Below are 25,827 nucleotides of genomic sequence, written 5' to 3'. Positions count from 1 at the left end.
CTCACGATGAACGAGTCGCTGACCGGCCATGAAGTAGGCGATGGGCTCCTCGAGGGGACGGCTTTCGCGGGGCGTGGAGGCTTGTCATGACATTCGACGTTGCTGTGATCGGGCTGGGCCCGGTCGGAGAGTTGGCGGCACTTCTTCTGGCACGTGCGGGTTTGAAAGTCCTCGCAGTGGAGCGGGAGAGCGATGTCTACTCCAACCCCCGGGTCGGTGTACTCGACGGTGAAGCCCTGCGCACGCTGCAAAAGGCGGGAGTGTACGCATGCGCCGCCAGCGACATGCTCCTCGGGGCGGGCGCCCAGTGGGTCTCGGCTCGCGGCAAGGTCGTCGCGACAACGCTGCCCACCGAGCAGCTTCAGGGACATCCGTGGCTATCGGCGATCTATCAGCCGTTGCTGGATCAGCAACTACGGACAGCCCTTGCGGAGTACCCGGATGTCGATATCCGTCTGGCCCACCGGCTCACCGGTTTGACGCAGGACGACGAAGGGGTCGAACTGACATTTCGTCGAGGTGACGGCGGCACTGCGAACGCGAGTGCACGCTTTGTCATCGGCTGCGATGGCGCCAAGAGTGCCACCCGCGACGCGGTCGGCGTCGGGTTGGTCGGATCCGAATACACGGATACCTGGCTCATCGTGGATGCGAAGTTACCGGAGCCGATTGCTCATATTCCCTATTTCCAGATGACGCTGAACCCGACGGCACCCCGCCTGACAGGTCGACTCGCTGCCGGAGGGCACCGCTGGGAACGGAAGGTAATGCCGTGGGAGGATCACGACGAGCTCCTCACACCAGAGGCCGCGCGGCGAGTGATCGCTGAGGACGCTGACCCCGACACTGCGGAGATTCTGCGTCATCTCATCTACACCTTCCGAGCCAAGACCGCCGAACACTGGCGGATCGGAAGGGTGCTGCTGTGCGGGGACGCTGCCCATCTGATGCCTCCGATGATCGGACAGGGGCTGAACTCGGGAATTCGCGACGTAACGAACCTGACCTGGAAGATCGCGGCAGTCGTGAACGACGGTGCGCCACTGCGAATCCTCGATAGCTATGAGGCAGAGCGTCGGCCACACGCCGAGGCGATGACCAAGATGTCGGTCCGGGCCGGCCGTCTGGTCACCCTGCAATCGCGTTCGGCAGCGACGATTCGTGATGCGGTGGGCGGGGCGCTCGGGCGTATCCCGCCATTTCGAGAACGCGTTCGCCAAGGCCGGTGGCGTCCACCCGCCCGGTATCGACGTGGTTTCCTTCTGGCATCGCCTTCGCCGCGTTCGCCGGTCGGCCGCTTGTTCCCCCAGCCGCTCGTGCGAACCTTCAGCGGAACGCATCATCGGCTCGACGACATCGCAGGCTCTGGCTGGCGCATCATCGGTTGGGAAGCCGATCCACGCGAAGCGCTGTCGGCACTCGGCCGCCGCATCGCCGACAACGACCTCGAGGCAACCTACGTAACACTGACCTCACCGGGGCGACGGCCCGTCCATCGTGATGCGACGCAGCGGATCCTCGAAGACCTCGACGAAGTTGCCCGCCCGTACTTCAAGCGACAGCCGTTCGTCGTGCTCCGTCCTGACCACTATATCTGCGCCAACCCCTCATCGACCGAGCTGGACAGCACTGTTCGGGAGTTGATGCAGCAGATATCGAATGAATCGGGAACCAGCCAGTTGCCGTCGCACACTGCGGCTTTCAGGCGAACCGGTATCCGGGAATTGGAATCCGCCACCGCGGACATCGGCTTTCGCGCCCGCGGGCTCTGGGGGCTGCTCCCCCTCGATCTCCACCGCTTGCGCGGTCTACTGAAAGTAGCCGGCTCATGAGCATTTCCGTGCTCCGCACCAGCGACGCGTGGTGGGTGCAGACACCAGCCGGCGCCGCCCGTATCGATACGTCCGCCACGACCACCAAGGAGCTACTCGCCGATCGTTCGGCAGTCGAAGCGGCCCGCAGCGCGACCGACCTCGTTCCCGTCGAGAGACTTTCGCTGCTCTCACCGGTGACTGCGCCCTGCCGCGTCGTTGCGCAGATGACCAATTTCGTGTCGCACGTGAAGGATTCCGGTGGTGATCCGGCTACTGTTCCGCTGACCTTCTTCCGGAAGGCATCCGGATCCATCAGCGGCCCCACCGATGACATCGAGCGGCCGGCCCACGTGCAGTTGCTGGACTACGAGGTCGAGATCGGTTTGGTCATCGGTCGCGAAGTACCGGTAGGCACCACCATCGATGCCGGCAAGCCGGCCGAGTTCGTCGCCGGCCTGGTAGTCACCAACGATGTCTCCGCACGTGATATCCAGTTGCCGAAAACCCAATTCTACGAGGCGAAATCGTATCCGACATTCACCCCGGTGGGGCCTGCGCTCGTTCTCGTCGACGCGGAGGAGCTGGCCCGATTCACCGAACTTCGACTGCGACTGTGGGTCAACGGTGAGGTCAGGCAAGACATGACGGTCGCCGACATGATCTACAAGCCCGGCGAAGCACTCCAGGCGCTCACTCGCTTTCAACGCCTCGATGCCGGAGATCTCATCCTCACCGGAACCCCGGTCGGGACCGCGATCAGCGCACCGCCGAAACCGGTCGAGCTCCTCGGATCGCTCCTTCCGGCGGCGCTGAAGTGGCGGTTGTTCTTCAAAGGCCAAGCGAAAAATCCCAAGTATCTGCAAGACGGTGATGTCGTCGAAGTCGCCGTCGCCACCGACGACAACGCCATCGATCTGGGCCGTCAGCGCACCACAGTGAGGTACAAGTGATCACCGACAATGCAGCAGCCACCACGGAATTGTGGCCTCGCTACGCCGAACCGGGCGACCTGCGCGCCATCGAATCCATCCCGCTGGCCGAGCGCGGCCTGCCACAGTCGACGTACGCTCTGCTCGCTCGCGCCGCACACCTGTGGCCCGACCGGGTCGCACTCACCGTGCTGCCCGAAGCCGCCCGCTGGCAGGAACCGGTCCGGCGCACCTTCGGTGAGCTGCTCGCCGACGTGCATCGCTATGCGAACCTGCTGCGTCGACTCGGTGTCGGCCGCAGTGACGCGGTCGCGCTGATGGCACCCAACTGCGCGGAACTCGTTCCCGCCACACTCGCCGCGCAGCTGGCCGGGATCGCCGCTCCGATCAATGCCGCCCTCTCGGGCACACACATCGAGGAACTTCTGCGTCGCTCCGGCGCACGAGTTCTCATCGCGGCCGGACCTGATCTCTCGCCCGAGACCTGGGAGTCCGCAGCGGCATTGGCGACCGACGGTCTTGTCGATATCGTCCTCGTACTGCGCCCGACCGACGCCGACGCGATCCAGGCGCTGCCCGCGCCCGAGGCGGCACACACCGGATACCTGGATGCGCTCGCCTCCGACGAACCTTCGAGCAGCTTCTCCGGCGAGCTCCCCCGATCCGAGGATTTGGCGAGCCTGTTCCACACCGGGGGCACCACCGGTGTACCCAAACTCGCGGCCCACACCCACGGCGGAGAGGTCGCCAATGCCTGGATGATCGCCGCCAACTCGCTACTCGACACCGACGACGTGGTCTTCGCGGCACTCCCGCTCTTCCACGTCAACGCGTTGGTGGTCACCGTGCTCGCGCCGCTGTTCAAAGGGCAACAGGTTGTGTGGGCGGGCCCGCTCGGGTACCGAGATCTCGCGTTGTACGCCAACTACTGGAAGATGGTCGCGCACTACCGCATTGCCGCCATGAGCGCGGTCCCCACCGTGTACGCGGTACTCACCAACTGCCCGCTCGACGCCGATATCAGCACTCTTCGCTACGCGATGGTCGGTGCCTCGCCACTCCCACCGGCAGTCCGTGACAACTTCGAGCGCCATACCGGAGTCACGCTCGTGGAAGGGTACGGACTCACCGAGGCGACCTGCGCAACCGCGCGCAGCTTTCCCGAGCGGCCACGTCCCGGCGCGGTCGGGCAGCGGATGCCCTACCAGCAGGTGAAGGCGGTCCGCGTAGGCGACGACGGCTCCCACGAGGACCTGCCCCCGGAAACCACCGGTGTGCTGTGCGTCAGTGGTCCGACGGTATTCCCCGGATATGTCATCGACCGCAACGAAGACGGACATGTGCTCGACAGTCTCGGCAGCGTGGCGAACGGCTGGCTCGAAACCGGCGATCTAGCTCATATCGACAGCGACGGGTTCATCCACCTGCACGGACGGGCGAAGGACCTGATCATCCGCGGCGGACACAATATCGATCCGGCAACCATCGAAGACGCGCTGCTGTCGCATCCCACCGTCACCGCGGCAAGTGCGGTCGGCCGTCCTGACCCGCACTCAGGCGAGGTACCGATCGCCTACGTGGTCCTCAGCACCGGTGCCACCACCACCGAATCCGAGCTGCTCGAGTGGGCGTGTGAGCGGGTTCCCGAACCCGCCGCCGCACCGAAGGCGGTGCTCGTGCTCGACGCATTGCCGGTCACCGACGTCGGAAAGCCCTACAAGCTCGGACTGCGTGCCGACGCGACGCGACGCGCGGTCGCCGAAGCCCTCGCCCACATCGACGGAGTACACGCCGTCACCGCGGCGATCACCGACGGCGAGGTGGTCGCGACCATCGAAATCGATCGCGATACCGACAACGCCGCTGTCGCGACCGCATTGAATTCGTTCGCCCTGACCTGGAAGGCAGTGAGTCGGCCATGAGCATCCCGACAATCACGCTGACAGTGCTACTGGTCGCGCAATTCACACTATTCGGCGTCCTGAAACTCGCCGCTGCGAAGCACATGCGGGACCGTGCCGCTCACGTCGGTATGACGGTGACGACGTACCGAATGATCGGGGCCCTCGAAGTTGCCGCTGCTGCTGGGCTGGTGATCGGAACCGTCTGGTGGCCGGCGGGATTGGCCGCGGGCATCGGTCTGGTTCTGCTGATGGTCGGTGCCATCGCGACGCACCTGCGAGTGCATGACAAGCTGTCGGCGGCGGCCCCCGCGATTGTGACATTCTTCCTTGCCGCCGGCTACGTCGCACTGGTCCTGACCGTAGATCGATGAACATCGACGTTGCGCCGGTCGTCATCGTGGGGGCCGTCCCCACCGACTCACCACCGCGATCCTGCTCTCCCAGTTCCTCTGAGACCGAGCGAAAACCACCTGCCGACGCCCGCGCCGATCCGCCCGGACGGCATCGTCCCGCAGACCGGTAGACGAGTCGCGGATCTGCGAAATGTTCTCCCCCACTTCGTTATTCGTACTCCGCCGCCATCCGCGAACGATGGCGCCGAGACCGACGATAGGAACTTCGATGCTCGAGCGTGCTGACGTTCCGGTCTATCAGCCGGACCTCTACTCCGAGGCTGCGATCCGCGATACCTACCCCCACTACACCCGTCTGCGAGAGCTCGGACCCGTGGTGTGGCTGGCCAAACAACGGGCATACGGACTGCCCCGCTACGCCGAGTGCAAGAAGGTACTTCTCGACGACGAAGCCTTCGTGTCCGGCGAGGGAGTGGGGCTGAACCCGATCACCAATCGCCTCTCCCGTGGGACCACGCTCAACAGCGATGGCGACGAACATTCGCGGCGCCGCGCTCTCCTGTCCCACCGGCTGACCCCACGAGCGCTGCGGTCGATGCGCGAAACCATTGACGAACAAGCCACCGCGGTTGTCGCGGAAGCCGTCGCACGCGGGAGCATCGATGGCGTCAACCTGGCCACCGCGCTGCCGATGTCGGTCGTGCCCGATCTCATCGGGTGGCCCGACCACGGCCGCGAACATCTCCTACGCTGGGCCGGAGCCACGTTCAATGCCCTCGGCCCACTGAATCTGCGGTCGGTACGAGCGGCGCCGTCCGGGCTGGAAATGATGCATTTCGCCCGGTGCATCTCCCGGGATCGCGATATAAAGCCCGGCGGCGCGGGACACGACGTGCTGCAGGCCGCCGACGAAGGCAAGCTCGCCCACGCGGAATGCCCAGCGCTGATGCTGGACTACCTGGCGCCGTCGCTGGACACGACGATCGGTGCCATTTCCGCCTCGCTGTACCTGTTCGCCACCAACCCGGATCAGTGGAACCTGCTGAAGGCCGACCCCGGCCTGATCCCCAACGCTGTCAACGAGGCTGTCCGCCTCGAGTCGCCCGTTCGGGCCTTCTCCCGCAAGGTCACCCGCGATACCGAGATCGCCGGCACCAGCCTCCCGTCCGGCGCCCGGGTGGTGGTGATGTACGGGTCCGCCAACCGTGACCCCCTCGAATGGGATGCCCCGGATACCTTCGACATTCGTCGTGACGCCTCGCGTCAACTCGGTTTCGGCCACGGGACCCACGGCTGCGCCGGGCAAGGTCTGGCCCGCCTGGAAACCCAGGCCATCCTGCGCGCCTTGGTCGAGCGAGTCGACCGCATCGAGATCACCGGGCCCACCGAATGGGCCATGAACAACATCATCCACCGCTTCAATCGCCTGCCCCTGCAACTGATCCCCGCCTGACAGAAAGGTTCCCCGATGAAGATCACCGTTGACTACCACCGCTGCGAAGGTCACGGGCTATGCGCCGAACAGGCACCTGCCGTATTCGATCTCGACGACGAGGGTGAATTGATCTATCACTTCGACGGAACAGATGTACCCGATGGACAGATCGCCCGGGCGCGGGCCGCCATCAATTCCTGCCCGGTCGCCGCTCTGCGAGAGCAGCGATGAGCCAATCCGCCACAGTCGTCATCGTCGGCGATTCGATCGCGGGAGTGACCGCCGCACGTGAACTGCGGACCCTGGGACACGATGGCCGGATCACTCTCATCGGAGCCGATCCACACGGCGCCTACTCCCGGCCACCGCTGTCGAAGACCGTCCTCAAAGACGACTCCGCTGACACCACCCTCGGCTACGACCTGGACGGCCTCGACGTCGAGGAGCTACGTTCGGCAGCCGTCGGCGCGAAACTCGATCGGAAGCGAATCACCACCGCCGGCGGACACATCGTGGGCTACGACGCGCTGGTCATCGCGACCGGCGCGCAAGCACGGCGACTCGCCCGGCCGGACCAGGACGGTGAACTCGTCCTGCGGACGCTCGAGGATGCACGAGCCCTGCGGACGCGGCTCGACACCGCCACTTCAGCGATCATCATCGGTGCGGGATTCCTCGGCATGGAGGTGGCCAGCGCGTGCGTCGCCCGAGATATCCCGGTGACCGTAGTCGACGTCGACCGCCCACTCGAACGAGTCCTCGGGCCGTATCTGTCGGAGCTGATCGCCGAACGCGCTCAGCGACACGGTGTTCGGCTCATTCGAACGCCGGGCTTCGTTTCCCTTTCCGGAAATCCGGTACGTGGTATAGCCCTGCCCGACGGTACCGAATTGCCGGCGGACCTCGTGGTGAGTTGCGTCGGAGAAGCGCCCAACACTGCCTGGCTACAAGGCACCGGCTTGGCCGATCACATCGGTATCGGCATCGATCACGCCTGTGCCACAGCCTTTCCGGATGTCTACGCCGCGGGAGACGTGTCCTACCTGCGGAACACCAACCGTCGGTCCGCGTTCTGGTCCAATGCCGTCGCGCAGGGACGGGTCGCTGCCGCGTCAGCGCTCGGCCACACACCGACATCGGCACCGAGCGATGACTACTTCTGGACAGAGATCCTCGGAATGAGCATCAAAGTCGTCGGGTCCCTGCCGTTGATCGGCACACCTAGCCACATCGACGGTGACCCGACCGCGGGGTCCGCGCTCCTCACCTGGAACCGCACCGGCGAAGGCGCCACGCTCGTCGCCTACGGCATCCGTAAGCCGGTCACCAAACTCCGCACGATGGCTGCGTCGCTGGTTGTCTGAGCCTGAGCCTCCCGGTGCATTGCTCGAAGCGCCCTCGAGTTTCGGCCGTCGTCAGCAGCGCAACGCCCCTGCAGGAAGTGATGATGCGTCCAGAAGCGGGAGTTCTATACCGGCCAGCAGTCCGCGGTAGCGGTCCGCCAACTGCGGAGGAGCCTGGCGGCTGTAGGCGACGATCTCGCGGAAAACTCCCGAGCCGATCCGGCGGGTGTGACGTGTCCAGCCGCCTGGTACCGCGTTCGCCGGCGCCAAGGTGACGCCCAATCCCTCGACGGCGAAGGACAACCCGGCGGCGACCTGGCCGGTACGAGCGACCACGCGCGGAGCGAAGCCGATCGTGGCCGCCAGCCAGTCGGCCACCTCGCTCATTCCCTGTTCGGGCTCGTAGAGAACCCAGTCCGCGGCGGCGAGCTCCGTCGGGTCGGCGACGGTGCCGGGCTCGTGCTCCTCCGCGCCGACGAGCACCATCTCCTCATAGCCGAGCGGCACCACTGGTCCGTCCCAGCCGACCGGGCGCGGCCCTACCGACAGGTCGCCTCGACCGGCGCGTGTGGCGGCTTCGAGATCGCGACGGTGGGAGAAGTCATGTAAACGCAGCACCGTGTCGGGATACATCGCATGCCAACGCGCGGCACTGGGCGGCAAAACTCCCGCGGCCACCGACCGGACGGTGAGCACGTGTACATCACCGTTGCTTCCGTCGACCACGTGCCGAACAGCGTCGGAGGCGTCTTGGACCGCGTGGAGAATTCGACGCGCGATCGGCAGCAGAGCCCGACCCGCGGGGGTCAGTGACAGGCCGTGGTGTCCGCGTTCGAGCAGGGGTGAACCCAACTCCTTCTCGAGAGCCCGAATCTGCTGCGACAGTGACGGCTGTGACACATACAACCGTGTCGCGGCCGCGCTGAAAGAGCCTGTGTCCCAGATCAAGACGAAATACTCCAGTTGTCGCAATTGCATCGCCGGTGGTATCTCCTCTCCCCCCGGGGACCGGTCGTAGCGGTGTAGGTCGCGTGGTTGGCCGCCGGTACCCGCACGAGCGCGCCGGCTCGACACGATCAGCCCACGAGCACGACGCGGGGGTCACGGCGAGCGAGCCGTTCGAGCAGGTAGTCCACCTCGGAGCGGGTGTGTTCCGACAGTACGCCGCTGGGCGTCCGCTGCGTATCACTGGCCAGTAGCCCACGACGTTTCATCACGTACTTGCGCACCGCCAAACCGATCCCCGGCTGCTGCTCGTAGCGCAGCAGCGGCAGGTGAGCGTCGAACAGATCATGACTGTCCTCACGACGCCCGGCCGCGGTCCGGGTAACGACATCGACGAGCAGTTCCGGGAAGCAATAGCCTGTCATCGCACCGTCGGCGCCCCGCTCGGTCTCGAAGTCCAGGAACAGCCCGCCATTGCCGCACAGGATCGACAAGCGAGGCATGTCCTGGTTGGCCTCCAGATGTCGCAATGTGGTGATCTTGTCGAGTCCCGGCCAGTCCTCGTGTTTGAGCATGACACAGCTGGGGATATCGCGCGCGATCCGAGCGATGACCGAAGGCGTCATCACCACCGAGAACGACAGCGGATAGTCCTGCAGCACCAGCGGAGTCTCCTGCCCCACGGCCGCGGCTGCGCCTTCGTAATAGCTCACGATCTGGCTGTCGGCGCGCAAGGTGTTGGGCGGTGCGACCATGACACCGGCTGCGCCGGCGGCCATGACTTCCTGCGCGAGCGAGCGCATCGGCGCATAACCCGGCGCCGAGACTCCGACCACCACCGGGAGAGTGGTCTTGCCGAGAACGTAGGAAACGACGGAAACAGATTCGGTGTGCGAGAGCTTAGGAGCTTCACCGAGCTGACCGAGCAAAGTCAACCCGGTCACGCCTGTCCCCTCGTAGAAATCGATCAGGCGGCCCAGAGACGAATAGTCGATATCGCCTCGGTCGTCGAATGGAGTCGGCGCGATGGCGAACACGCCGGAGGTTTCCCGGGTAACAACGGCCATGTGGAATTTCCTTCTCGTTTCTGTTCGGTGGTCTCTCAGATGCTGGCGATCAGGCCGCCGTCGACACGGAGGACCGACCCGGTGATATATGCCGCGCGTGCACTCGCAAGAAACGCCACCGCGGCGGCGTACTCGGCCGGTTCGCCGTAACGGCCGACGGGAATGGAGGCGACGCTCTCCGCGCGGACCTGATCGACACTCCTGCCGTCGCGCTCGGCCTTGGCGCGGTCGAGATAGTCGGTGCGGCCGGTACCGATTCGTCCTGGCACGATCACATTGGACGTCACACCGTCGGGGGCAACCTCGCGCGCGAGCGTCTTCGACCATCCCAACAAGCTCGCGCGCAGCGTATTCGACAAGCCGAGATTCGGAATAGGTGCCACGACACCGGAACTCGTGCTGGTGATCACGCGGCCCCAGCCACGGTCCCGCATACCCGGCACCACCCGGTCGGTGATCGTGATGACCGACAACACCATCGACTCGAAGCTGTGCCGCCAGACGGTAGCCGGCTGCCCGCCGATCGGTGACGGCAGCGGGCCACCGGTGTTGTTGATCAGGATGTCGATCGGACCGAGTTCGCTGTCGACGGACGCGACCCGCTCCTCGACTATCGACGGATCGGAGATATCCCACTCCAGCGCCACCGCACGTCCGCCGGCGGCGGTGATGGCCTCGGCGCGCACGGTGGCGGCCTCCGCCGCGATATCGGCCACCACCACCGCCGCGCCCTCGGCGGCGAGGCGCTCGGCGACCGCGCCGCCGATACCCCCACCCCCGCCCAGTACCAGCGCAGTACGCCCGGCAATCCCCAGGTCCATGAAAATGCTCCGTTCTCGTTCTCGGAATGACCGGAAACTCATTTGCTTTTCGCGTGACATTAACACCGACAATTGACGGATAACCAATAACAATTTCCGAACCACCCCATAAGATGATCTTATACGCGCAGCTCAACAACGTAATCGCTGGACAAAAAGCAGGATTCTCCACGTCAACGGATTTGGACTCCAAGCATATTTTCGATCTACAGTCCAAGCCACGCCAATTGTGAATTTTCCAGCGGAAGGGTTCGGAATGTCTTTGCCGGAAACTATGACGGCAGCCGTACTCGGGGAACCCGGTGTGATTACCACTCGCACCCTCCCTGTGCCCGAAATCGGGCCGGACGAGGTGCTGGTTCGCGTTCACCGAGCTTCACTCTGCGGTACGGATGTCAAGATTCGTAGTCGTCACTTCTTCGCAGACGGGGGCCCGGCCCCGGGCACCTTCGTCCCCGGACACGAATACGCCGGAACGGTTGCCGCCGTCGGGGCGAGCGTCGACGAGTTCGCTGTCGGCGATCGGGTAGTCACCGAGGCCCACCGAGGCTGTATGCGGTGCGCCAATTGCCTGGCCGGCGCGTACACCGACTGCCTGAACTACGGGAACCGCGGCAAGGGCCACCGCACCCAGGGCATGACCGTCAACGGCGGCTTTGCCGAATACGTCGCCAACCACGTCTCCACGCTCACGAAGCTGCCCGACACCGTCGACTTCGACGCCGCGGTGGTTCTGACCACCGCCGGCACGGTGATCCACGCCTTCGACGCCCTCGGGACGATCCTCGCCGGTGCCAGTATCGCGGTCATCGGCCCCGGACCGATCGGGTTGCTCGCTGTGCAGCTCGCCCGGCAGCTGGGCGCACACCCGGTGACGTTGGTCGGGACCCGTCGAAGCCGCCTGGATATCGGCGCCGATTTCGGCGCCGACCAGGTAATAAACTCCCGCGACGACGACGCGATCACGGCGGTACGTGACAGCACCGGCGGACTGGGCGTCGACATCGTCCTGGAGTGCTCGGGCGCGCCGACCGCCGTGGACGACGCACTGCGGATGACGAAACGCTCGGGCACGATTGTTCTCGTCGGATTCTTCCCACAGCCGGTCACCGCCGACCTCAACCACGCGGTGATGAACGGGATCTCGCTGCTGTCGGTCCGCGGCGAAGGGACCGGATCGGTACGCCGAGCCGTATCCCTGGCCGGCCAGGGACGCTTGCACACCGATTCTCTTGTCACTCACCACTTTCCGCTGGACGAGATCTCCGACGCATTCGAGACTTACACCACCCGCTCCGACAACGCCATCAAGGTGATGATCGATGTCGTCGAATGAGGACGAGGTAGCCAACGCAATGAGCGCGGCCACCCGAGCCTGGCTCGAATCACTGAAGCCCACCCAACTTACCCACGCCCACTATGGATCCCCGCTCGCGCCGGACGCGGAGGCCGAGCGCGTGAGATGGTTCTACACTCCTACCGACCACGGCGGCCTGGCGCTACGCGAACAGAGTCCACGCCAGCAGAACCTGGCCATGCAACTACTCGCAACCGGCCTCTCGGAATCGGGTTACGCCACCGTGGCCACCGTGATGGGTTTGGAGAACATCCTCGATCAGGTCGAGGGCTGGGGTGTTCATTGGGGACGAGAGCGCGGCCGCGACCCGGAGCTGTATTGGCTGAGAGTCTTCGGGGAGCCCGGCGACACTGTCTGGGGATGGCGGATGGGAGGGCATCACATCTCGATCAACAATCTCATCGTCCGGGGCCGTGTGGTCGCCACGACTCCCAACTTTCTCGGTGCCGATCCTGCCACGACCACTCTGCTCGGCTCGTCCTTGCGCCCACTGATGGGACTCGAGGAGCTCGCCCGTCGCCTGGCGCGCAGCCTCGATCCAGCGCAGTGGGAGCATGCACGGCTGCACTCTTCCGCGATCTCCGACATCGTGTCAGGAAACAGGCCCCGCGTCGCGCACGGCGACACCATGATGCACATGCAAGACCTCTGGCGAGGCCGATTCACCGACCCGGAACTCATCGCCCTGGTCGACGAAGTCGACCGTCGCGCAGAAGCCGCCAGTGGATACACACGCAGCGACCACAGGGCGATGGCGATCACCGCCCCACCGAAAGGCGTCGGTGCGCGCCGGCTCGACCAACGCCAACGCGACGACTTGCGGCGATTGATCGGCCTGTACACCGGACGAGCACCGATGCCGATTGCCGACCGGCACACCGCGTACTACTCCCGCGACAGCACACTCGACGAGGTGCACTTCGGCTGGGCGGGCAGCATCGACGCCGGGAACCCTCACTACTACCGGATCCAGGGACCGCGCCTGCTGATCGAATACGACAACACCCAGCGCCACGCCAACCACGCCCACTCGGTATGGCGCGACCCGGTCGGCGACTTCGGCCTCGACAGCCTTGCCGAACACCGGCACCGCTCCGCGCACTGACCGGTCCTGTACCTCAGACCTGCCCGTGCACTCATCGCCGCGCCGCGAAAGCCAGGGCGTCGCGATCCACGCCACCGGGGTGGTCATCGGTCACGCGTGTCCTGGAACGCAATGAGCAGAATGAAGCTCGCGAGGATTCCAGCGCCATCGTCACCGCTACAGTAAACCAATGTCCAGTAGGTCCCAGCCGATCCCAGAGACGACGGACACCGCCCCGACCGACGAGGACGCGAAGCCCAAGCGGGGACGTGGCCGCCCCAGGGTCCCGTTGGAACGAATCGTCACGGCCGCATTGGCTCTCGTCGATTCCGAAGGCGCCGGCGCATTGTCGATGCGCACCCTCGCGCAGCGGCTCGACACCGGAACCGCCGTTCTGTATCGGGCCGTGGCCAATCGATCGGAACTGGTCTCACTCATTGTGGACCGAGTCTTCAGCGAGGTCGCCTTCGACAACGACCCCACTCGCACCGACTGGCAGGAGGCATGCCGCTCGACGGCACAAAGGTTGTTCGACACCCTCAACAACCATCGCGGAATCGCGCCGTTGCTCATCGAACAGGTACCCGTCGGCCCGAGCGTGATGGCCCACCGCGAACAACTTCTGGCGATGCTGCTGGCCAACGGCTTCAGCCCGGAGGACGCCGCACGCACCTACACCACGGTGGCCCGGTTCGTGGTCGGCTTCGCCGCGCAACTACAGGGTCACGACTCGACCTCCAACCAGGACACCGCCCAGCTGGAGACACTTTTTCACCAGCTCGACCCGGCACACTTCCCGGCGACGGTGGCAGTCGCGGACCGCCTGCCGAAAATGACCTTGGAGAAAGAATTCAGCTTCGGCCTGGACCTGCTCATCGCCGGGCTGGCCGCTCGCCACAATCCCGAAAGGGGAAGCACCGACAAAGCACGGTGACCACACGACCCGACGGCGAATCATCCTCCGGTGACGAGTACCTGGTCCGCGCGCCCTTGACACCCCACCAGGTTTTCGGCCACAGTGTTACCGAATTAAGTCTTACCGTCGTCCCATCCACCGGCTGTCCCGCCGCAGAGGCGGGCATCCCGGACGGACGACCATGGGCACACAGTGGAGGCGACATGCGGCGGACGATCCTGAAAGGGGCCCGGGTCATCACGATGGAGCCGGGACGACCGGACCATGAACAGCTCGACATACTCGTCGAAGACGACCGGATCGTCGCCCTGGCAGAGCACATCGACGAAACAGATGCCGAGATCGTCGCTCTACCCGGCCGGATCGTAGTTCCAGGCTTTGTCAACGCGCACCTTCACACCTGGCAGACAGGCCTGCGGGGCACGGGCGCCGATTGGACATTGCACGAGTATCTAGCAAGAACTCATGGCGAAATCGCGCGCCGTTATACCGCCTCCGACCTACATATCGGCACCCTCGCCGGTGCGCTGAGCCAACTAGACTCCGGGGTGACGACGGTCGGCGACTGGTGTCACAATTGCCGAACATCGGACCACGCTGATGCCGCCATCGAGGCCCTTTCCGAGGCAGGAATTCGCGCTGTCTTTCTGCACGGGACTGCGCACGGTGGTCCGAAAAAACCTCACAACATCCACGAAGTAGACCGGCTTCTGTCCGGTCCGATTGCCGGGAACGAACTGCTGACACTGGGAATGGCGATCAAAGGGCCTCAGCTCTCGGCGAGCGAGACCGCGTTGACCGACCTCCGCGCCGGCGCAGAACGAGGTCTGCTCGTCTCTATGCACCAAAGTGTCGGCCGCCCCAGCGCCGCCTGGAAAAAGGTCGCAGACGCAGGACTGTGGGGCCCTCGCACCAATATCGTGCACGGAACAGGCATTTCGGGCCAGGTGTTGCACATGATGGTGGAGGCCGGCGCGACCTTCACCTCTACGCCGGAAAACGAACTCGCACAGGGCCACTGCACATCGATCATCGAAGACTTGTCGTCCATCGGTGCGCAGGTGTCGCTGGGAACCGACACCGAGATCGCCGTGGCCGGCGATGTATTGACCGCCGCCCGCATCTCGTTGGCGCGCGTACGAGCACGCGTCCACAACCGCTCCCGTTCCACCAGCGGGCTGAGCGCACCCGAGGTCGAGATCAGCACCAAACATGCGCTCAGTTGGGTCACCACCGAGGGGGCCAGGGCTCTGGGATTGGATCACCGAACCGGGTCGATCAAGCCAGGCATGCAAGCCGATATCGTTGTCATCGACGCCCGAGCATTCAATCTCTGGCCGGCCCACAATCCCCTTGCGGCCGCTCTTCACTCCCACCCGGGAAACGTCGAGGCGGTCATGGTCGGCGGCGAGTGGCGTAAACGCGACCATGCGCTTATCCATCCCGATTTACGACGAGTCGCACACGAGTTGGAACGATCCGCCGAGCGGTTCATCCACGAAAGCATGTCCACCGGAGTCCTGACCCGCGCGCGGCGTGAAGTCGTCCGCCGCGTCGTTCACCACGCCATGCTCCGGCAGGCACGATCCGGCGAGGATACGTCTACATCCCGGTAGTTCTGCGGTGTCCGAGCAAGTTCCGGCTTTCCCGGTGAGAAGGGCTGAATCTCGGCACGAACCTCGCCTTGCGGCCGAGCACGCGGGCGGCATCGACTGGACTTTAAAACGGAAACGCCGTCGCCGAAATAGATTGCCGGAGATGGAATTTTCAGCTACGGTGTATCCGTAAATAAAGTCCTCTCCGCTGCGACACGACCGCTCTCCGGTTCAGCGAGGCAAGCCCCGCGGGGCTCCGGTCGCCGCACTCGATCCACACTTGCCGGGAGACCAGCGAATGACCTCTGCGCTCCGCGCCGCCCTCAGCACCTGCGTCGGCATCACGGCACTGTTGACCGCCGGCTGCGCATCGGCCCCGAACCCGATGGCCCACAAGACACACATCACCGCCGATTTCCGCAGTGTCGCAGGTGTATTCGAGGGAAACCCGATCACCGTTCTCGGCCTGGAAGTCGGCAGGGTGGAAAAAGTTGTCCCCCATAGCCAATACGTAGAGGTCCATATCACCGTCGACAGCGATGTACAGATTCCGAAAAACGTGACGGCCGCATTGATTTCGCCGTCCATAGTTACCAACCGGCACATCGAGCTGACACCCCGATACACAGGTGGACCGACGTTACCGAACGATGCGCATCTCACTGTGGAGTCCACCCGGACGCCGGTCGAATTGGACACCATGATCAAGACCATCGATCAGTTCGCCGCTGCACTGAAACCCGCCGACGGTACGAATAGCGGTCCGTTGTCGGGCACGGTACTCCATGCCATGGTCGACGGTCAGGGCGCCAAAATTCGCGACACACTCGAGGCCTTGTCGGGCGCCTTGAAGGTCGGAGTGACGAACAAGGACGCGATCTCGCAGATCATCCTCGAGCTCAACGAACTGACTTCCATGCTTGCCGACAACGATCAGCAAGTACGCGACTTCAGCGACAAGGTGACGCAGCTGACACAGCTGCTTGCCGAGCAGGCACCCGGCCTGCAGGCAACCCTCGATCAGATGAACGCTTTCCTGTCCAACACCTCCGGAACATTGAGCCGGTACCAGGACCAACTGGCCTCGAGCCTGACCGGGTTGAAGGCAGTCACCGATCAACTGCGAGCCAACGCCGCCGGCGCGACCGAGGTGGTCGACACGGCACCGCTACTGATGCAGAACATCTCGCGGTCAATGGATGCCCAAGGCGGGTATTTCCGCTCTCATGTCGTTCTCGGAACCGCACTGTCCGGAGAAGTCGTCAGCCTGTTCTGCGAACGAATCCAGATGCGTGCCGACGGGTGTCGCACCGGAAGAATCGAAGATTTCGGCCCGGACCTCGGGTTGACCGCAGCCCTGTTGGGCCTTACGAAATAGGAACTGAAAACATCTGCGCAACCGATCGATCCCCATCAGCCTCTGCTGCCGTGGCCGGATCATTCCCGACCATTTCGAACCGAGGTCCGTCCCACCGTCCACGACGTTTCCGCTGAGACGCACCTCTGCAGCGGTACAGGTCCCTCGACTGGATGAACCCGCGATGGCCTCAGGGCCGCCCGCGAACCCTCCGGCGCCAAGAAATGGCATAACCCGAGTCTGTCGACCCGGATGACGGCGAGATTCAGCATCATCGCCCTGACCGCGGCTGCACCGCTGCGGGCAAACGACCACTACCCTCCGCTGTGTACCGGCGCCGTGTCGGCAGAGGCCGGGGTCATCGCTCGCGCCGCTGCCCTGATGACTTCGACACGACCGTTTCTGATCGCGATCGACGCGATGTAGCCGTCCGGACGGATCAGCAGCACCGACGGTTCGTGCACCCCGTAGGTACGGGCGAAGCAGCCGACGATATCGGCGAGAACCACGTCCGCGGCGGCCGCCGGGCCGGCATCGATGGCAACCCGACGCAGCGGCGCGCCCGCAGCGGGCCACGGCAACGCCTGCAGGTCCGCTGCGGCATCAGCGCCGTAGGCGACGGCGGTGAAATGCGGCCCCCGCATGATCTCGAACAGACGCAGGGGCCCGCCTTCCGCGGAGAGCAGCTTGGCGTCCGGCGCGCGGTCACCGACCTGCAGGGTGGTCGTGCGTTCGACCTCGTGCGATGCCAGCGGTCCGCCACGGTAGGTAATCGCGAGCTGGCTTTCATCCTTGCCGCGTTTGATGCTGGCCGGATCGAGCTTGCCGATACCGTCATACTTGTCCGTCGACAACCTCAGCACTCCGGCCGCGATCGGAAGTCGTTCTGTTTCATAGGTGTCCAGCAGGACATCGGGTGCGCCGGCCAGCACCTGCTCGATCTTCCAGCCGAGGTTGTAGGCGTCCTGAACCCCGGTATTGAGCCCCTGCGCTCCCGCGGGGGTATGCACATGGGCAGCATCACCCGCGACGAAAACGCGGCCTGATCGATACCGATCGACCATACGAATGTTGGGCCGGAATACCGATTTCCAGGTGATGTCGCTCAAGCGGATCTGCTTGTTGCGGGTCTGCGCATGAATACGCGCCATGATCGAGTCTTCGTCCATCGGAGGGTCCTCGTCCGGCCGCAGGCGAATCATCCACTGGAACTGGCCGGACCCCGGCAGCGGGCATGCCCCTACAAACCGACCCCGCGGGCCCGCCCAGATATGCCATCGATCGCGGCTCAGTCCCGATACGCCGGCGTCGACAAGGAGGATCCTGTCCGTCTCGTCCGTGGAACCGAGAAAGCCGAGGCCCATCCCCTTACGAACCGCACTCGATCCGCCGTCGGCGCCGATGAGATAACGCGCCGTGATGGCCTGTGTCCCTTGCGCAGTACGTACGTTCGCCACGACGACATCGGAGCGCTGTTCGAAGTCGATCAGCTCGCAGCCGAATTCGACGCTGTGACCCAATGTTTCGAGGCGAGCATGCAAGGCAGCGTCCGTGCGGTGTTGCGGTATCAACAACGTATTGGGATACGGAACGTCCGTCGACGCCTGATTGCGTGCTTGCATCCGCCACGGGATCGTCAAGGGGCCCAGATGAATTCCCATCAGCGGGTAGTCGGCCCCCGCGGCGAGGACAGCCTTCAGTACGCCCAGGTCTTCGAGGACCTCGAGACTGCGAGGTTGCACTCCCTTGGCGCGCGATCCGGCGAAGGCACGATCGACTTTGTCGATAATTCGCACGTCGAGTCCGCGTCGAACCAGATCGATCGCCAACGTGCTGCCGGTCGGTCCGCCGCCGACGACGAGGACATCCAGAATTTCGGCTGACATCACTGCACCGCCTGTCCCGCGTTGCGGACGAACGCATCGAATTCGGCGGCCAACTCAACGGCCCGTTCATAAGGTGCCATGTGGCCACACTCCGCCAGAACGCGCTCTCGAGAAGGGAGGAGCAGGCGGCGCATTTCCTCCATCCGGTCGATGGGCGTGACACGATCCTCGGCGCCCCACAGCAGTAGCGAGGGAACCTGCAGTCGTCCTATTCGGCCGTACAGTTCGTGCCGGGCGGTCAAGGGGAAATCGGCGAGTGTCGAGAAAAGAGCAAAGATCGAGCCTTCGAACTCGTAGCAGGCACGCACCATCGATGACAAGCTCACCGCCAGTTCCGGGTCGCGCACGTTGTGCGACAAGTGATTGTTCAACAGCCGACCGCCCAGGTATCGTCCTATCAGCGTGCTGAGCGTGTCGTGACGCAGCAGTTTCGTCGCCGCGATGGGCGCTTCGAGTCCCGCCGGCCCGGCGAGTGTCAATGTGGCCGTCCGCTCGACGTGCCGTTCGACAAATGCCGAGGCGACCACCGCTCCCATCGAGGTACCGACCACATGCCACGGCCCTGTCAGGCCGAGCTGCGAGATCAAATCCGACAGCTGGCGCACGAACAAGGCGTCGTCATAGACCGCGTGTACCCGGTCGGAATAGCCGCGCCCGTACGCGCTGTAGGCGAGAGTACGAAAACCCCGACGGTGCAATTCATCCGCGAACCCGTCCCAGTAGAAAAGCGGTACCGTCAGCCCGGGCGCGAGCACTGTGAGCGGACCGTCCGGCGGACCGTTCAGCTCGTAATGAGTCACGCCGTCCGAACATTCGACGAAGCTGCCGCGTAAACGGTGACGCAGATCCGCGTCCAACCGCCGATGTTCTCCCCGGGCCACGAAAAACTTCACGACCGGTCCTCCGTGTCCGCAGCTTCGGTTCTCGGCTGTGTGGCCAGAAAATGACTCACCTCGTTGGCCACCCAGTTCGGCGCCTCCTCGGGCAACAGGTGCCCGCCACCGAGGTACACCGCTTCCCTACTACCGGCGATATCCCTGGCGAAGTACTGGGCGTCCATATCCGCGCTGCGCAGCACGAGGGTCGGCACCGCTATCCGCCGGATGTCGCCGGTGCGGTCGGCCTGTTCTGTATTGGCGAAGTCGATGAACGCCTGCTGGTTTCCCTCTCGGGTCAACATGGCGTGAACACGATCGACCATCGCTTCGTCGACGATCGACGCGGCGGCAGGACCCACCGCCGAGCGCAGGTTGCGCTCCGTGGCCGATCGAGTGACCAGACGGCGCACCAGCGGCCTGGTCACAGGGTTCCGCGCCAACCGCAAACCCAATGGCAGCGACTTACCGGGATAGCCGGTGGCATTGACCAGCACGAGTCGCTGCACCCGGCGCGGATAATCCAGGGCGAAATTCCAGGCGATATTTCCGCCCAGCGAATTACCCACGATCGAGGTCGAAACCACGTCGAGCCTGTCGAGAAAACCCGCCACCGTCTGCGTGTAGGTCCCGATGCGATAGTCACGATCGGCGCGAGGTCCCGTCAGCCCGAAACCCGGCAGATCCAGGCGAATCACATCGAACGACGACGACATCAACGCCGCCACTTCGTCGAACTGGTGCAGCGAAGAACCACTGCCGTGCAATAGCAGAACCGGCGGCCCCGAACCAGCCCGCTGGTAATGGATATTCGCGCCGGCGACCGTCGTGAAGCGCGACTCCGCATCGATGTAGTCGTAGGCTGCTCTGCGTGACACCATAATGGCAACAGTGTTGCCGAAACGATGCCTCACGTCAAGGGCTCCAATGTCGAGGGCGACGTTCCCGCCCCGACATGCGCCGCCGATCCAGCTCGGCAGGCGCGTCACCCTCTGTGAAATATCGGTAACATCGTTACCGAAAACTATTGACTGGGCCCCTTCCGACGACAACATTCGCCTCTATGACTGAGCGAACAGTGGCTCCAGGCCGGGCGCGGGCTCCAGGCCGGGCGCGCCTGCGCACTGGCCTGTTGGACGCTCTGCGATCTATCGCATCGGCCACGCCGGGTCGCCTACTCCAGGCAGCAGGCCGAAGGATGCGGCGAGCCGCGGTCACACACGAGCCGCGTTCACCGAGGCTGTTCCGGCGCGGTGGACAGAACGATTCACTCGGCACGATCATCGCCGGCCCGGTCGGCATCCGCCATCTCCGGGCGTGCGATCCGAGTATCGCCTCGACCACAAGACCAACGTCCCGCGCTGCAGAGATGGTGGAGGCGAAGGCCTCCGTCGACGTTCAAGCCACCGCCGCGACGACGGTCTTCGAGTGGTTTCGCACGGAGGATGACGTTCACCTGCGAATCTGGCTCCAAGACGTCGCCTTCGACTACGCCGCCGCCGTACCCGCGGCCCTGGCCTTCATCGGCGACTGGAGCAGAAATCCCACGCATGCGATCGAAGTCGTCCTCGCCACCCCCGATGCAGGCCCGCTGCCACGTTTGCCCAACGAACGATTGTTCTATCTCCGTTAAGACGCGCGCTGATCACTCGGCGCGGTCGCCGAAACACCCACCGACGGGCTGTGGGGCTGCTGCACGATCGGGCGACACTGTCACCTCATGGTCAACAGAACGCCAATGTGGGATCTGGCACAAATTGATGATCTTCACCACCGGGTTGTTCACTGGCTCAACAGGATTCGCTTCCCGAGCAGGACAGTCCGCCAACTGCGGCACTCGCTCGACGAAAGTCCTTCTACCGCAGTCGGAGTTGTCGCAGAACAGCCTTCGGACCCGAAACCCGATCACGGCTTCCCGGCCCGTGATCGCCGTATCCGACAACCGCCGCTGATACTGGCTGTGCACCCGGCCCGACAGCGTCCCACAGCCGGGGCAATCAACCGGATGGCCGCCGGTGACGGCATCGATCCGCACTGTTGAACCTGCCGCACGGATCACCTCGATCCGCGGACCGTCCAGATGCGGGAACAGGACACTCATCGGACCAAGATCAGAGCACCCGCGACATGATGAACTATCTACCGGCCCTTCGTATCCCGAAGACGGTTGATCACGAAGTCTGCGCCGGATCCTCTGGGGGCTCTGGCTCACTGTCGCTGGCGGTCCATCTATGCGAGCAGGATCCCGTGTCGGAGTAGCTCAAGGCTGGCCCGCCCGTACATTTGTCGTTTGATCAGCTTGGTTTTCGTGTTGACGCCTTCGATCGGTCCGTTGCCGTAGGCGACGGTCAGGCCGGCGACTGCGACCTCGTGGTCCTGGTCGAGGCCGCGCAGGAACGGGTCGAGCTCGGTCGGCCCGGCCGCACGGACCTCCTTCATCCACCCTCCAGGTCGCTGCCGCGGCGTTCGGCCAGGATCGACGCGAACTCGCCGACGAGCCCGCCCAGGTCTGTCATCTCGGGCAGGCGGCGACGAGTTCGTCCAGATGAACGCCGCGCCCGGCGGGAAGATCGGTGGGGCGGCTCATGATCCACGCGGTCGGCCGACGCGGCGAGGGAATGATCCGCTCGTTCTCGGCGCGGCCCCGGTTGAGGTATTTGTGGTGCTGACGCGACTGTTGCGGGTCCTGACGTTGGTGGTATGTCGGGGTCGCGCCGTTGTTGCTACCGTCGACCGGTCAACCACTGCGGGACTCCGTCGCCCTGCACGGACCTCTCACTCCCCCCATCGATTTGCTCCGCAGAGCGGATCGGGTCGGCGTCTGATGATGTGGTTCGTCGTGTGGGACCGAGGGGCCGAGATCACCGATGTTCCACTGCAAGCACGGCCGTCCGACTTGATGTGTCAGACCGCGCTCACCAGCGCCCGGTAACGACGTACGGCGACCGATGCCTCGGCACGACTCCGGCCGCTACGTGCGAGATCACTCCCGATAGATCTTCACGTAATCGTTCGTCGCCGTCCCACGCTCATCGATCGCCTCCACCAGCCAGTATTTGGCGCCTTCGCCGCAGTCGCCGACCCACAGGCCGAGGGTGTCGCGTTCGCCGGCCACGGTCACGCCGATGAGCGCCGAGACGATGTCCTTCGACACCGAAGCACATAGATCTCGGAGAAGTGCGCCGAGATTCCACCCAGGACGATCAATATCGCATAGGCGGTCGCGATGAACGCCACCACAATCTCGTCGGCCGGCGGTGTGGTCATGCCGATCGTTTCACGCTCGAAGCTCTGGACCAACAGGCCGTCCGACTCGCCCGGCACTTCGGTTACCCGACATCGAATGTCGCTTCGACATTGACGGCGTCCGTGGGAACTGCCGGAACAGCCCCAGGGAGGCCGACTTCCGCACCGGCTCGGCAGCCCTCGGTCGAAAAGGCGGGAAGGCAACGTCCGCACTTCTACTCCTCGGCCGCCACCGACGGCCACCTACTGATCGGCTTCGGTGACGGCGCCGACGCATTGACCTGTACCGGTGCCGGCCGGATGCCCGAGCCGATGGCCACGACCGCACTCGCCGTCCCCGATACCGATACCGATAACGAAGACTGGGCCATGAAATGGGTGGCATTACGGTCGAAGCGGAGGTTCAGCCGGCGAGCCAAAAGATCGTTCGCCCTGACTACCCACCGGTTGCGACCGAACCGTTCGGTGGATTCGCTACGTGATCGTGGATCGGTGCCGCATCGGTGCGCTGTGGGCACCGCGACCCCGGGCGACGACGGCAGCATTCCTCCACCCGCAGGTGTTCCGTCAGTGCCGGGACGCGGGTTCGGCGGTGTTGGATCCGGGTATTCCAGCGGAGTGTGTGGGTACCGCGGCGTCGGCTGCGGCCAGGCCGAAGACCAGTGCGGGCGCAATGCCGCCGGCATAGGCGTGGTCGTAGAGGCCGCCGGTGTCCGATCCCGCGGCATAGAGCCCGTCGACGGTGCCGCCTGCCGCGGCGAGTACCCGGCCGTGCTCGTCGATGCGGATCCCATGGAACGGGAAGGTCAGCGCGGGACAGGCTTCGATCACGTAATACGGTCCACGGTCCAGCGGGGCCGAGTCGTACACACGTGCGGGGTAGACCGCCGCGCCGGCCGCGTTCACCGAGCGGATTTCGGCCGCGATCGACGCACCGTCGTAACCCCACTCCGGTGGCAGATAGGCCAGGTCCTCGAGGGTCTCGGCCGTTCCGCACCGGCCACCTCGGCGCTGGGCGAGGTCGAACTTGTCCACCGCGACCGCGCCCTCGACATAGCTGTCGAGGACCCACTCGCGATACACTCGCTCGTCGGCGATCAGCAGCCCACGCGCCTGCGGCTGCTCGAGCAATCGCATCGTGGTGAGGTGATCGCCCAGGGTCTCATCGGCGAATCGGCGGTTATCGAGGTTGAACAGCAGCGCGTGCTCGCTGTAGTACAGCGACAGCGCAACGAAGTCGCCCGATTCGCGGAACGGCACCCCGGTGGGGACGAGGTGTCCGTAGAACCCGGAGCGGGGTTTGCCGGTTGCGGCGCCGACGGCCTCGGCCAGGCGCAGGCCGTCCCCAGAACTGGCCGGGTTCGACCGCAATTGCATGACACCGGCATTCGGATGGATGTTCTCGGCGGCCAGTGCGGCATCGGCCTGAAACCCGCCGGTGGCGAGAATCGTTGCGGCGGAATCGACCTCGATCTCGGTGCCGTCCGGCAGGCGCAGGTGGGCACCGGCGATTGCGCCGTCTCGGCTGCGCAATGCGAGGGTTTCGGTCTCGGTGAACAACCGCCCGGCGGTGCTGACCCGCCGACGGCATTCGTCGAGGTACTGGTTGGTATCGAATTGGTGGCCGCGGCCGTAGCGCAGGATCGGCACGGCCGCAGCGCATTCGACACCGAGCGATTCGACCCAGGCGATCGCACCCCCGAACCCGTCCACGAGTGCCCGGCGCAGTGCCGGATCGCCGCCAGGGTTGATCTCATCCATCACCTCGTGCGTCGGCGCAGTCCACGCGTAACCGGCGAACCGCGCCGATCCGCCCACGGCCGCTGCCTTTTCGACCACCACGACCGAGCTGCCACGCTCCAGCAAGCGGGCCGCTGCCGTGAGCCCGGCCATCCCCGCACCGATGACAAGTACGTCGGCCCGGATTACTCGCATAATTCCTCCTCATCGAAATCTCTGCCGCACAACGCAGCTCGCGGTGGGTTACCACAGAAATACGCCGGATCCGGCGAGTGTCGAGCGTCAGACGGTGAACCGTCCGCCGTTGCTCAGCAGCACCGCACCGATGACGTTCGCCGCCCCCGGGGAGGCGAGGTACAGGATGTTGTCGGCCAGTTCCTCGGCGGTCGCGTAGCGGCGGGTGGGGCCGCTGTTCATGGCGGCCCGTAGATGCGCCGGCGTGCGCGCGGCCATCCCGGTGTCGACCGGGCCGGGCGCTACGGTGTTGACCCGGATTCCCAGGGGCGCAACCTCCTTCGCGACCGCCTGACTCAGCGCGTGCACCCCGGCCTTGGACGCGGCGTAGTGCGGATATCCGATCAGGGTGTCGAAGGCCGAGGAGGAACCCACGGTCACGATCGACCCGCCCCCTGTTTCCCGCATCACCCGGACCGCCTCGCGCAGCACGAAGAAGGTGCCGTCGAGATTGATCGCCATCACCCGCCGCCAGTCGGCGTCGTCGAGCCGGGTAAGCACATCCACCGGTTCGTCGCGCTCGGCGGCCTCGTAAATCCACTGCTTGCTCTTGGGATCGTCGACACCGGCCGCATGCACCACCACGTCGACCCGACCGTGCTGGGCCACCGCGGTGTCGAACATCTCCCGCACCCGGGCCGGGTCGGCGACATCGAGCCCAGCGCAATGGCCGACGCCGAGCGACGCCGCATTCCGCGCGGCCGCGTCCGCATCGATATCGCACAGGTACACCGCCGCGGCGCCACGCTGGGCGAGCAGACGCGCGGTCGCCGCACCGATACCCGATCCAGCGCCGGTCACCACGGCGACCTTTCCCTCGAACCGGTTTGCGGTCATCATTACCTCCAGATTCTGCGCGGCCGCATCCGGGCGAGCGCCGGCGCGCCGTCGATGCCGGGCAGCGCCGCCCCGTACCCCGGCGAGGT

General features: G+C 64.9%; 24 protein-coding genes. 13 read left to right on the top strand and 11 right to left on the bottom strand.

Annotated features, from left to right (window positions below; all coding sequences use genetic code 11):
- The first annotated feature begins 86 nt into the window (after positions 1 to 86).
- From LKD76_RS14925 to LKD76_RS14895, 7 genes are all read left to right on the top strand, one after another.
- Positions 87 to 1,832 (top strand): bifunctional 3-(3-hydroxy-phenyl)propionate/3-hydroxycinnamic acid hydroxylase, encoded by a 1,746-nt coding sequence (locus LKD76_RS14925; RefSeq protein ID WP_227981934.1) that lies wholly within the window; start codon positions 87 to 89, stop codon positions 1,830 to 1,832.
- Positions 1,829 to 2,764 (top strand): fumarylacetoacetate hydrolase family protein, encoded by a 936-nt coding sequence (locus tag LKD76_RS14920; protein ID WP_227981933.1) that lies wholly within the window; start codon positions 1,829 to 1,831, stop codon positions 2,762 to 2,764. The genes LKD76_RS14925 and LKD76_RS14920 overlap by 4 nt, the downstream gene beginning before the upstream one ends.
- Positions 2,761 to 4,665, top strand: coding sequence for an acyl-CoA synthetase (locus LKD76_RS14915; protein ID WP_227981932.1), 1,905 nt, complete (start codon positions 2,761 to 2,763; stop codon positions 4,663 to 4,665). The genes LKD76_RS14920 and LKD76_RS14915 overlap by 4 nt, the downstream gene beginning before the upstream one ends.
- 23 nt (positions 4,666 to 4,688) lie before the next feature.
- The gene (locus LKD76_RS14910) at positions 4,689 to 5,018 is read left to right on the top strand and encodes a DoxX family protein (RefSeq protein ID WP_308188529.1); all 330 of its coding nucleotides are present in this window, start codon (positions 4,689 to 4,691) and stop codon (positions 5,016 to 5,018) included.
- 250 nt (positions 5,019 to 5,268) lie between these two features.
- On the top strand, positions 5,269 to 6,453 hold the full coding sequence (locus LKD76_RS14905) for a cytochrome P450 (protein WP_227981930.1): 1,185 nt from the start codon (positions 5,269 to 5,271) through the stop codon (positions 6,451 to 6,453).
- Positions 6,454 to 6,468: 15 nt separating this feature from the next.
- Positions 6,469 to 6,666 carry a ferredoxin gene (locus tag LKD76_RS14900; RefSeq protein WP_227981929.1) on the top strand — a complete coding sequence of 66 codons (198 nt, stop codon included), beginning with the start codon at positions 6,469 to 6,471 and terminating at the stop codon, positions 6,664 to 6,666.
- On the top strand, positions 6,663 to 7,799 hold the full coding sequence (locus tag LKD76_RS14895; RefSeq protein ID WP_227981928.1) for an NAD(P)/FAD-dependent oxidoreductase: 1,137 nt from the start codon (positions 6,663 to 6,665) through the stop codon (positions 7,797 to 7,799). Before LKD76_RS14900 ends, LKD76_RS14895 begins: the two co-directional genes overlap by 4 nt.
- A gap of 51 nt (positions 7,800 to 7,850) precedes the next feature.
- Here the strand turns inward: LKD76_RS14895 and LKD76_RS14890 are convergent, their stop codons facing one another.
- The 3 genes from LKD76_RS14890 to LKD76_RS14880 form a co-directional block, all read right to left on the bottom strand.
- Complete coding sequence (locus tag LKD76_RS14890) at positions 7,851 to 8,756, bottom strand: LysR family transcriptional regulator (RefSeq protein ID WP_227981927.1); 906 nt, start codon at positions 8,754 to 8,756, stop codon at positions 7,851 to 7,853.
- Between the two features lie 98 nt (positions 8,757 to 8,854).
- A complete protein-coding gene (locus LKD76_RS14885) occupies positions 8,855 to 9,760 on the bottom strand; it encodes a dihydrodipicolinate synthase family protein (RefSeq protein WP_308188528.1) in 906 nt (301 codons plus the stop codon).
- A 65-nt stretch (positions 9,761 to 9,825) separates the two neighbouring features.
- A complete protein-coding gene (locus LKD76_RS14880) occupies positions 9,826 to 10,716 on the bottom strand; it encodes an SDR family oxidoreductase (protein ID WP_227981925.1) in 891 nt (296 codons plus the stop codon).
- A gap of 151 nt (positions 10,717 to 10,867) precedes the next feature.
- Between LKD76_RS14880 and LKD76_RS14875 the strand changes: the two genes are divergently transcribed.
- The 5 genes from LKD76_RS14875 to LKD76_RS14855 all read left to right on the top strand — a co-directional run bounded on the left by LKD76_RS14875 (position 10,868) and on the right by LKD76_RS14855 (position 16,941).
- Positions 10,868 to 11,947 (top strand): zinc-dependent alcohol dehydrogenase, encoded by a 1,080-nt coding sequence (locus LKD76_RS14875; protein WP_308188527.1) that lies wholly within the window; start codon positions 10,868 to 10,870, stop codon positions 11,945 to 11,947.
- The gene (locus LKD76_RS14870; RefSeq protein ID WP_227981923.1) at positions 11,934 to 13,073 is read left to right on the top strand and encodes a DUF3500 domain-containing protein; all 1,140 of its coding nucleotides are present in this window, start codon (positions 11,934 to 11,936) and stop codon (positions 13,071 to 13,073) included. Before LKD76_RS14875 ends, LKD76_RS14870 begins: the two co-directional genes overlap by 14 nt.
- Positions 13,074 to 13,242: 169 nt before the next feature.
- Complete coding sequence (locus tag LKD76_RS14865) at positions 13,243 to 13,986, top strand: TetR/AcrR family transcriptional regulator (protein WP_227981922.1); 744 nt, start codon at positions 13,243 to 13,245, stop codon at positions 13,984 to 13,986.
- Between the two features lie 185 nt (positions 13,987 to 14,171).
- Positions 14,172 to 15,584, top strand: a complete 1,413-nt coding sequence (locus LKD76_RS14860) for an amidohydrolase family protein (RefSeq protein WP_227981921.1) — start codon at positions 14,172 to 14,174, stop codon at positions 15,582 to 15,584.
- Between the two features lie 277 nt (positions 15,585 to 15,861).
- On the top strand, positions 15,862 to 16,941 hold the full coding sequence (locus LKD76_RS14855) for an MCE family protein (RefSeq protein WP_227981920.1): 1,080 nt from the start codon (positions 15,862 to 15,864) through the stop codon (positions 16,939 to 16,941).
- A 293-nt stretch (positions 16,942 to 17,234) separates the two neighbouring features.
- On the opposite strand, the gene LKD76_RS14850 is transcribed toward LKD76_RS14855, so the two are convergent.
- From LKD76_RS14850 to LKD76_RS14840, 3 genes are read right to left on the bottom strand one after another with little or no spacing between them, the layout of a single operon-like run.
- Entirely contained in the window at positions 17,235 to 18,806 is a 1,572-nt protein-coding gene (locus LKD76_RS14850) for an FAD-dependent monooxygenase (protein ID WP_227981919.1), read from the bottom strand.
- Positions 18,806 to 19,699 carry an alpha/beta fold hydrolase gene (locus LKD76_RS14845; RefSeq protein WP_227981918.1) on the bottom strand — a complete coding sequence of 298 codons (894 nt, stop codon included), beginning with the start codon at positions 19,697 to 19,699 and terminating at the stop codon, positions 18,806 to 18,808. Before LKD76_RS14845 ends, LKD76_RS14850 begins: the two co-directional genes overlap by 1 nt.
- Positions 19,696 to 20,670 (bottom strand): alpha/beta fold hydrolase, encoded by a 975-nt coding sequence (locus LKD76_RS14840; protein ID WP_227981917.1) that lies wholly within the window; start codon positions 20,668 to 20,670, stop codon positions 19,696 to 19,698. Before LKD76_RS14840 ends, LKD76_RS14845 begins: the two co-directional genes overlap by 4 nt.
- Before the next feature lie 380 nt (positions 20,671 to 21,050).
- On the opposite strand from LKD76_RS14840, the gene LKD76_RS14835 reads away from it, so the two are divergent.
- The gene (locus LKD76_RS14835) at positions 21,051 to 21,314 is read left to right on the top strand and encodes a hypothetical protein (protein WP_227981916.1); all 264 of its coding nucleotides are present in this window, start codon (positions 21,051 to 21,053) and stop codon (positions 21,312 to 21,314) included.
- A gap of 12 nt (positions 21,315 to 21,326) precedes the next feature.
- On the opposite strand, the gene LKD76_RS14830 is transcribed toward LKD76_RS14835, so the two are convergent.
- From LKD76_RS14830 to LKD76_RS14810, 5 genes are all read right to left on the bottom strand, one after another.
- Positions 21,327 to 21,782: a transposase family protein gene (locus LKD76_RS14830; protein ID WP_227981915.1), complete on the bottom strand. Its 456-nt coding sequence runs from the start codon at positions 21,780 to 21,782 to the stop codon at positions 21,327 to 21,329.
- A 128-nt stretch (positions 21,783 to 21,910) separates the two neighbouring features.
- Positions 21,911 to 22,120 carry a transposase gene (locus tag LKD76_RS14825; RefSeq protein WP_227981914.1) on the bottom strand — a complete coding sequence of 70 codons (210 nt, stop codon included), beginning with the start codon at positions 22,118 to 22,120 and terminating at the stop codon, positions 21,911 to 21,913.
- Positions 22,121 to 22,664: 544 nt separating this feature from the next.
- Positions 22,665 to 22,835: a hypothetical protein gene (locus LKD76_RS14820; RefSeq protein WP_227985507.1), complete on the bottom strand. Its 171-nt coding sequence runs from the start codon at positions 22,833 to 22,835 to the stop codon at positions 22,665 to 22,667.
- A gap of 659 nt (positions 22,836 to 23,494) precedes the next feature.
- Positions 23,495 to 24,862 carry an FAD-dependent oxidoreductase gene (locus LKD76_RS14815; protein WP_227981913.1) on the bottom strand — a complete coding sequence of 456 codons (1,368 nt, stop codon included), beginning with the start codon at positions 24,860 to 24,862 and terminating at the stop codon, positions 23,495 to 23,497.
- 87 nt (positions 24,863 to 24,949) lie between these two features.
- On the bottom strand, positions 24,950 to 25,738 hold the full coding sequence (locus tag LKD76_RS14810) for an SDR family NAD(P)-dependent oxidoreductase (RefSeq protein WP_227981912.1): 789 nt from the start codon (positions 25,736 to 25,738) through the stop codon (positions 24,950 to 24,952).
- Between the last annotated feature and the right edge of the window lie 89 nt (positions 25,739 to 25,827).

The organism is Nocardia spumae, assembly GCF_020733635.1.
Classification (GTDB): domain Bacteria; phylum Actinomycetota; class Actinomycetes; order Mycobacteriales; family Mycobacteriaceae; genus Nocardia; species Nocardia spumae.
The sequence above is the reverse complement of the archived record's forward strand: the minus strand, read 5'-3'. Positions and strand labels throughout refer to the sequence as shown.

Excerpts from the sequence above, each read along its gene's own strand:
- LKD76_RS14890 (WP_227981927.1), bottom strand. The coding sequence starts at position 8,756 with ATGCAATTGCGACAACTGGAGTATTTCGTCTTGATCTGGGACACAGGC.
- LKD76_RS14905 (WP_227981930.1), top strand. The coding sequence starts at position 5,269 with ATGCTCGAGCGTGCTGACGTTCCGGTCTATCAGCCGGACCTCTACTCC.
- LKD76_RS14865 (WP_227981922.1), top strand. The coding sequence starts at position 13,243 with ATGTCCAGTAGGTCCCAGCCGATCCCAGAGACGACGGACACCGCCCCG.
- LKD76_RS14850 (WP_227981919.1), bottom strand. The coding sequence starts at position 18,806 with ATGTCAGCCGAAATTCTGGATGTCCTCGTCGTCGGCGGCGGACCGACC.
- LKD76_RS14895 (WP_227981928.1), top strand. The coding sequence starts at position 6,663 with ATGAGCCAATCCGCCACAGTCGTCATCGTCGGCGATTCGATCGCGGGA.
- LKD76_RS14825 (WP_227981914.1), bottom strand. The coding sequence starts at position 22,120 with ATGAAGGAGGTCCGTGCGGCCGGGCCGACCGAGCTCGACCCGTTCCTG.
- LKD76_RS14835 (WP_227981916.1), top strand. The coding sequence starts at position 21,051 with ATGGTGGAGGCGAAGGCCTCCGTCGACGTTCAAGCCACCGCCGCGACG.
- LKD76_RS14815 (WP_227981913.1), bottom strand. The coding sequence starts at position 24,862 with ATGCGAGTAATCCGGGCCGACGTACTTGTCATCGGTGCGGGGATGGCC.
- LKD76_RS14900 (WP_227981929.1), top strand. The coding sequence starts at position 6,469 with ATGAAGATCACCGTTGACTACCACCGCTGCGAAGGTCACGGGCTATGC.
- LKD76_RS14920 (WP_227981933.1), top strand. The coding sequence starts at position 1,829 with ATGAGCATTTCCGTGCTCCGCACCAGCGACGCGTGGTGGGTGCAGACA.
- LKD76_RS14810 (WP_227981912.1), bottom strand. The coding sequence starts at position 25,738 with ATGACCGCAAACCGGTTCGAGGGAAAGGTCGCCGTGGTGACCGGCGCT.
- LKD76_RS14830 (WP_227981915.1), bottom strand. The coding sequence starts at position 21,782 with ATGAGTGTCCTGTTCCCGCATCTGGACGGTCCGCGGATCGAGGTGATC.
- LKD76_RS14925 (WP_227981934.1), top strand. The coding sequence starts at position 87 with ATGACATTCGACGTTGCTGTGATCGGGCTGGGCCCGGTCGGAGAGTTG.
- LKD76_RS14870 (WP_227981923.1), top strand. The coding sequence starts at position 11,934 with ATGTCGTCGAATGAGGACGAGGTAGCCAACGCAATGAGCGCGGCCACC.
- LKD76_RS14855 (WP_227981920.1), top strand. The coding sequence starts at position 15,862 with ATGACCTCTGCGCTCCGCGCCGCCCTCAGCACCTGCGTCGGCATCACG.
- LKD76_RS14875 (WP_308188527.1), top strand. The coding sequence starts at position 10,868 with ATGTCTTTGCCGGAAACTATGACGGCAGCCGTACTCGGGGAACCCGGT.
- LKD76_RS14860 (WP_227981921.1), top strand. The coding sequence starts at position 14,172 with ATGCGGCGGACGATCCTGAAAGGGGCCCGGGTCATCACGATGGAGCCG.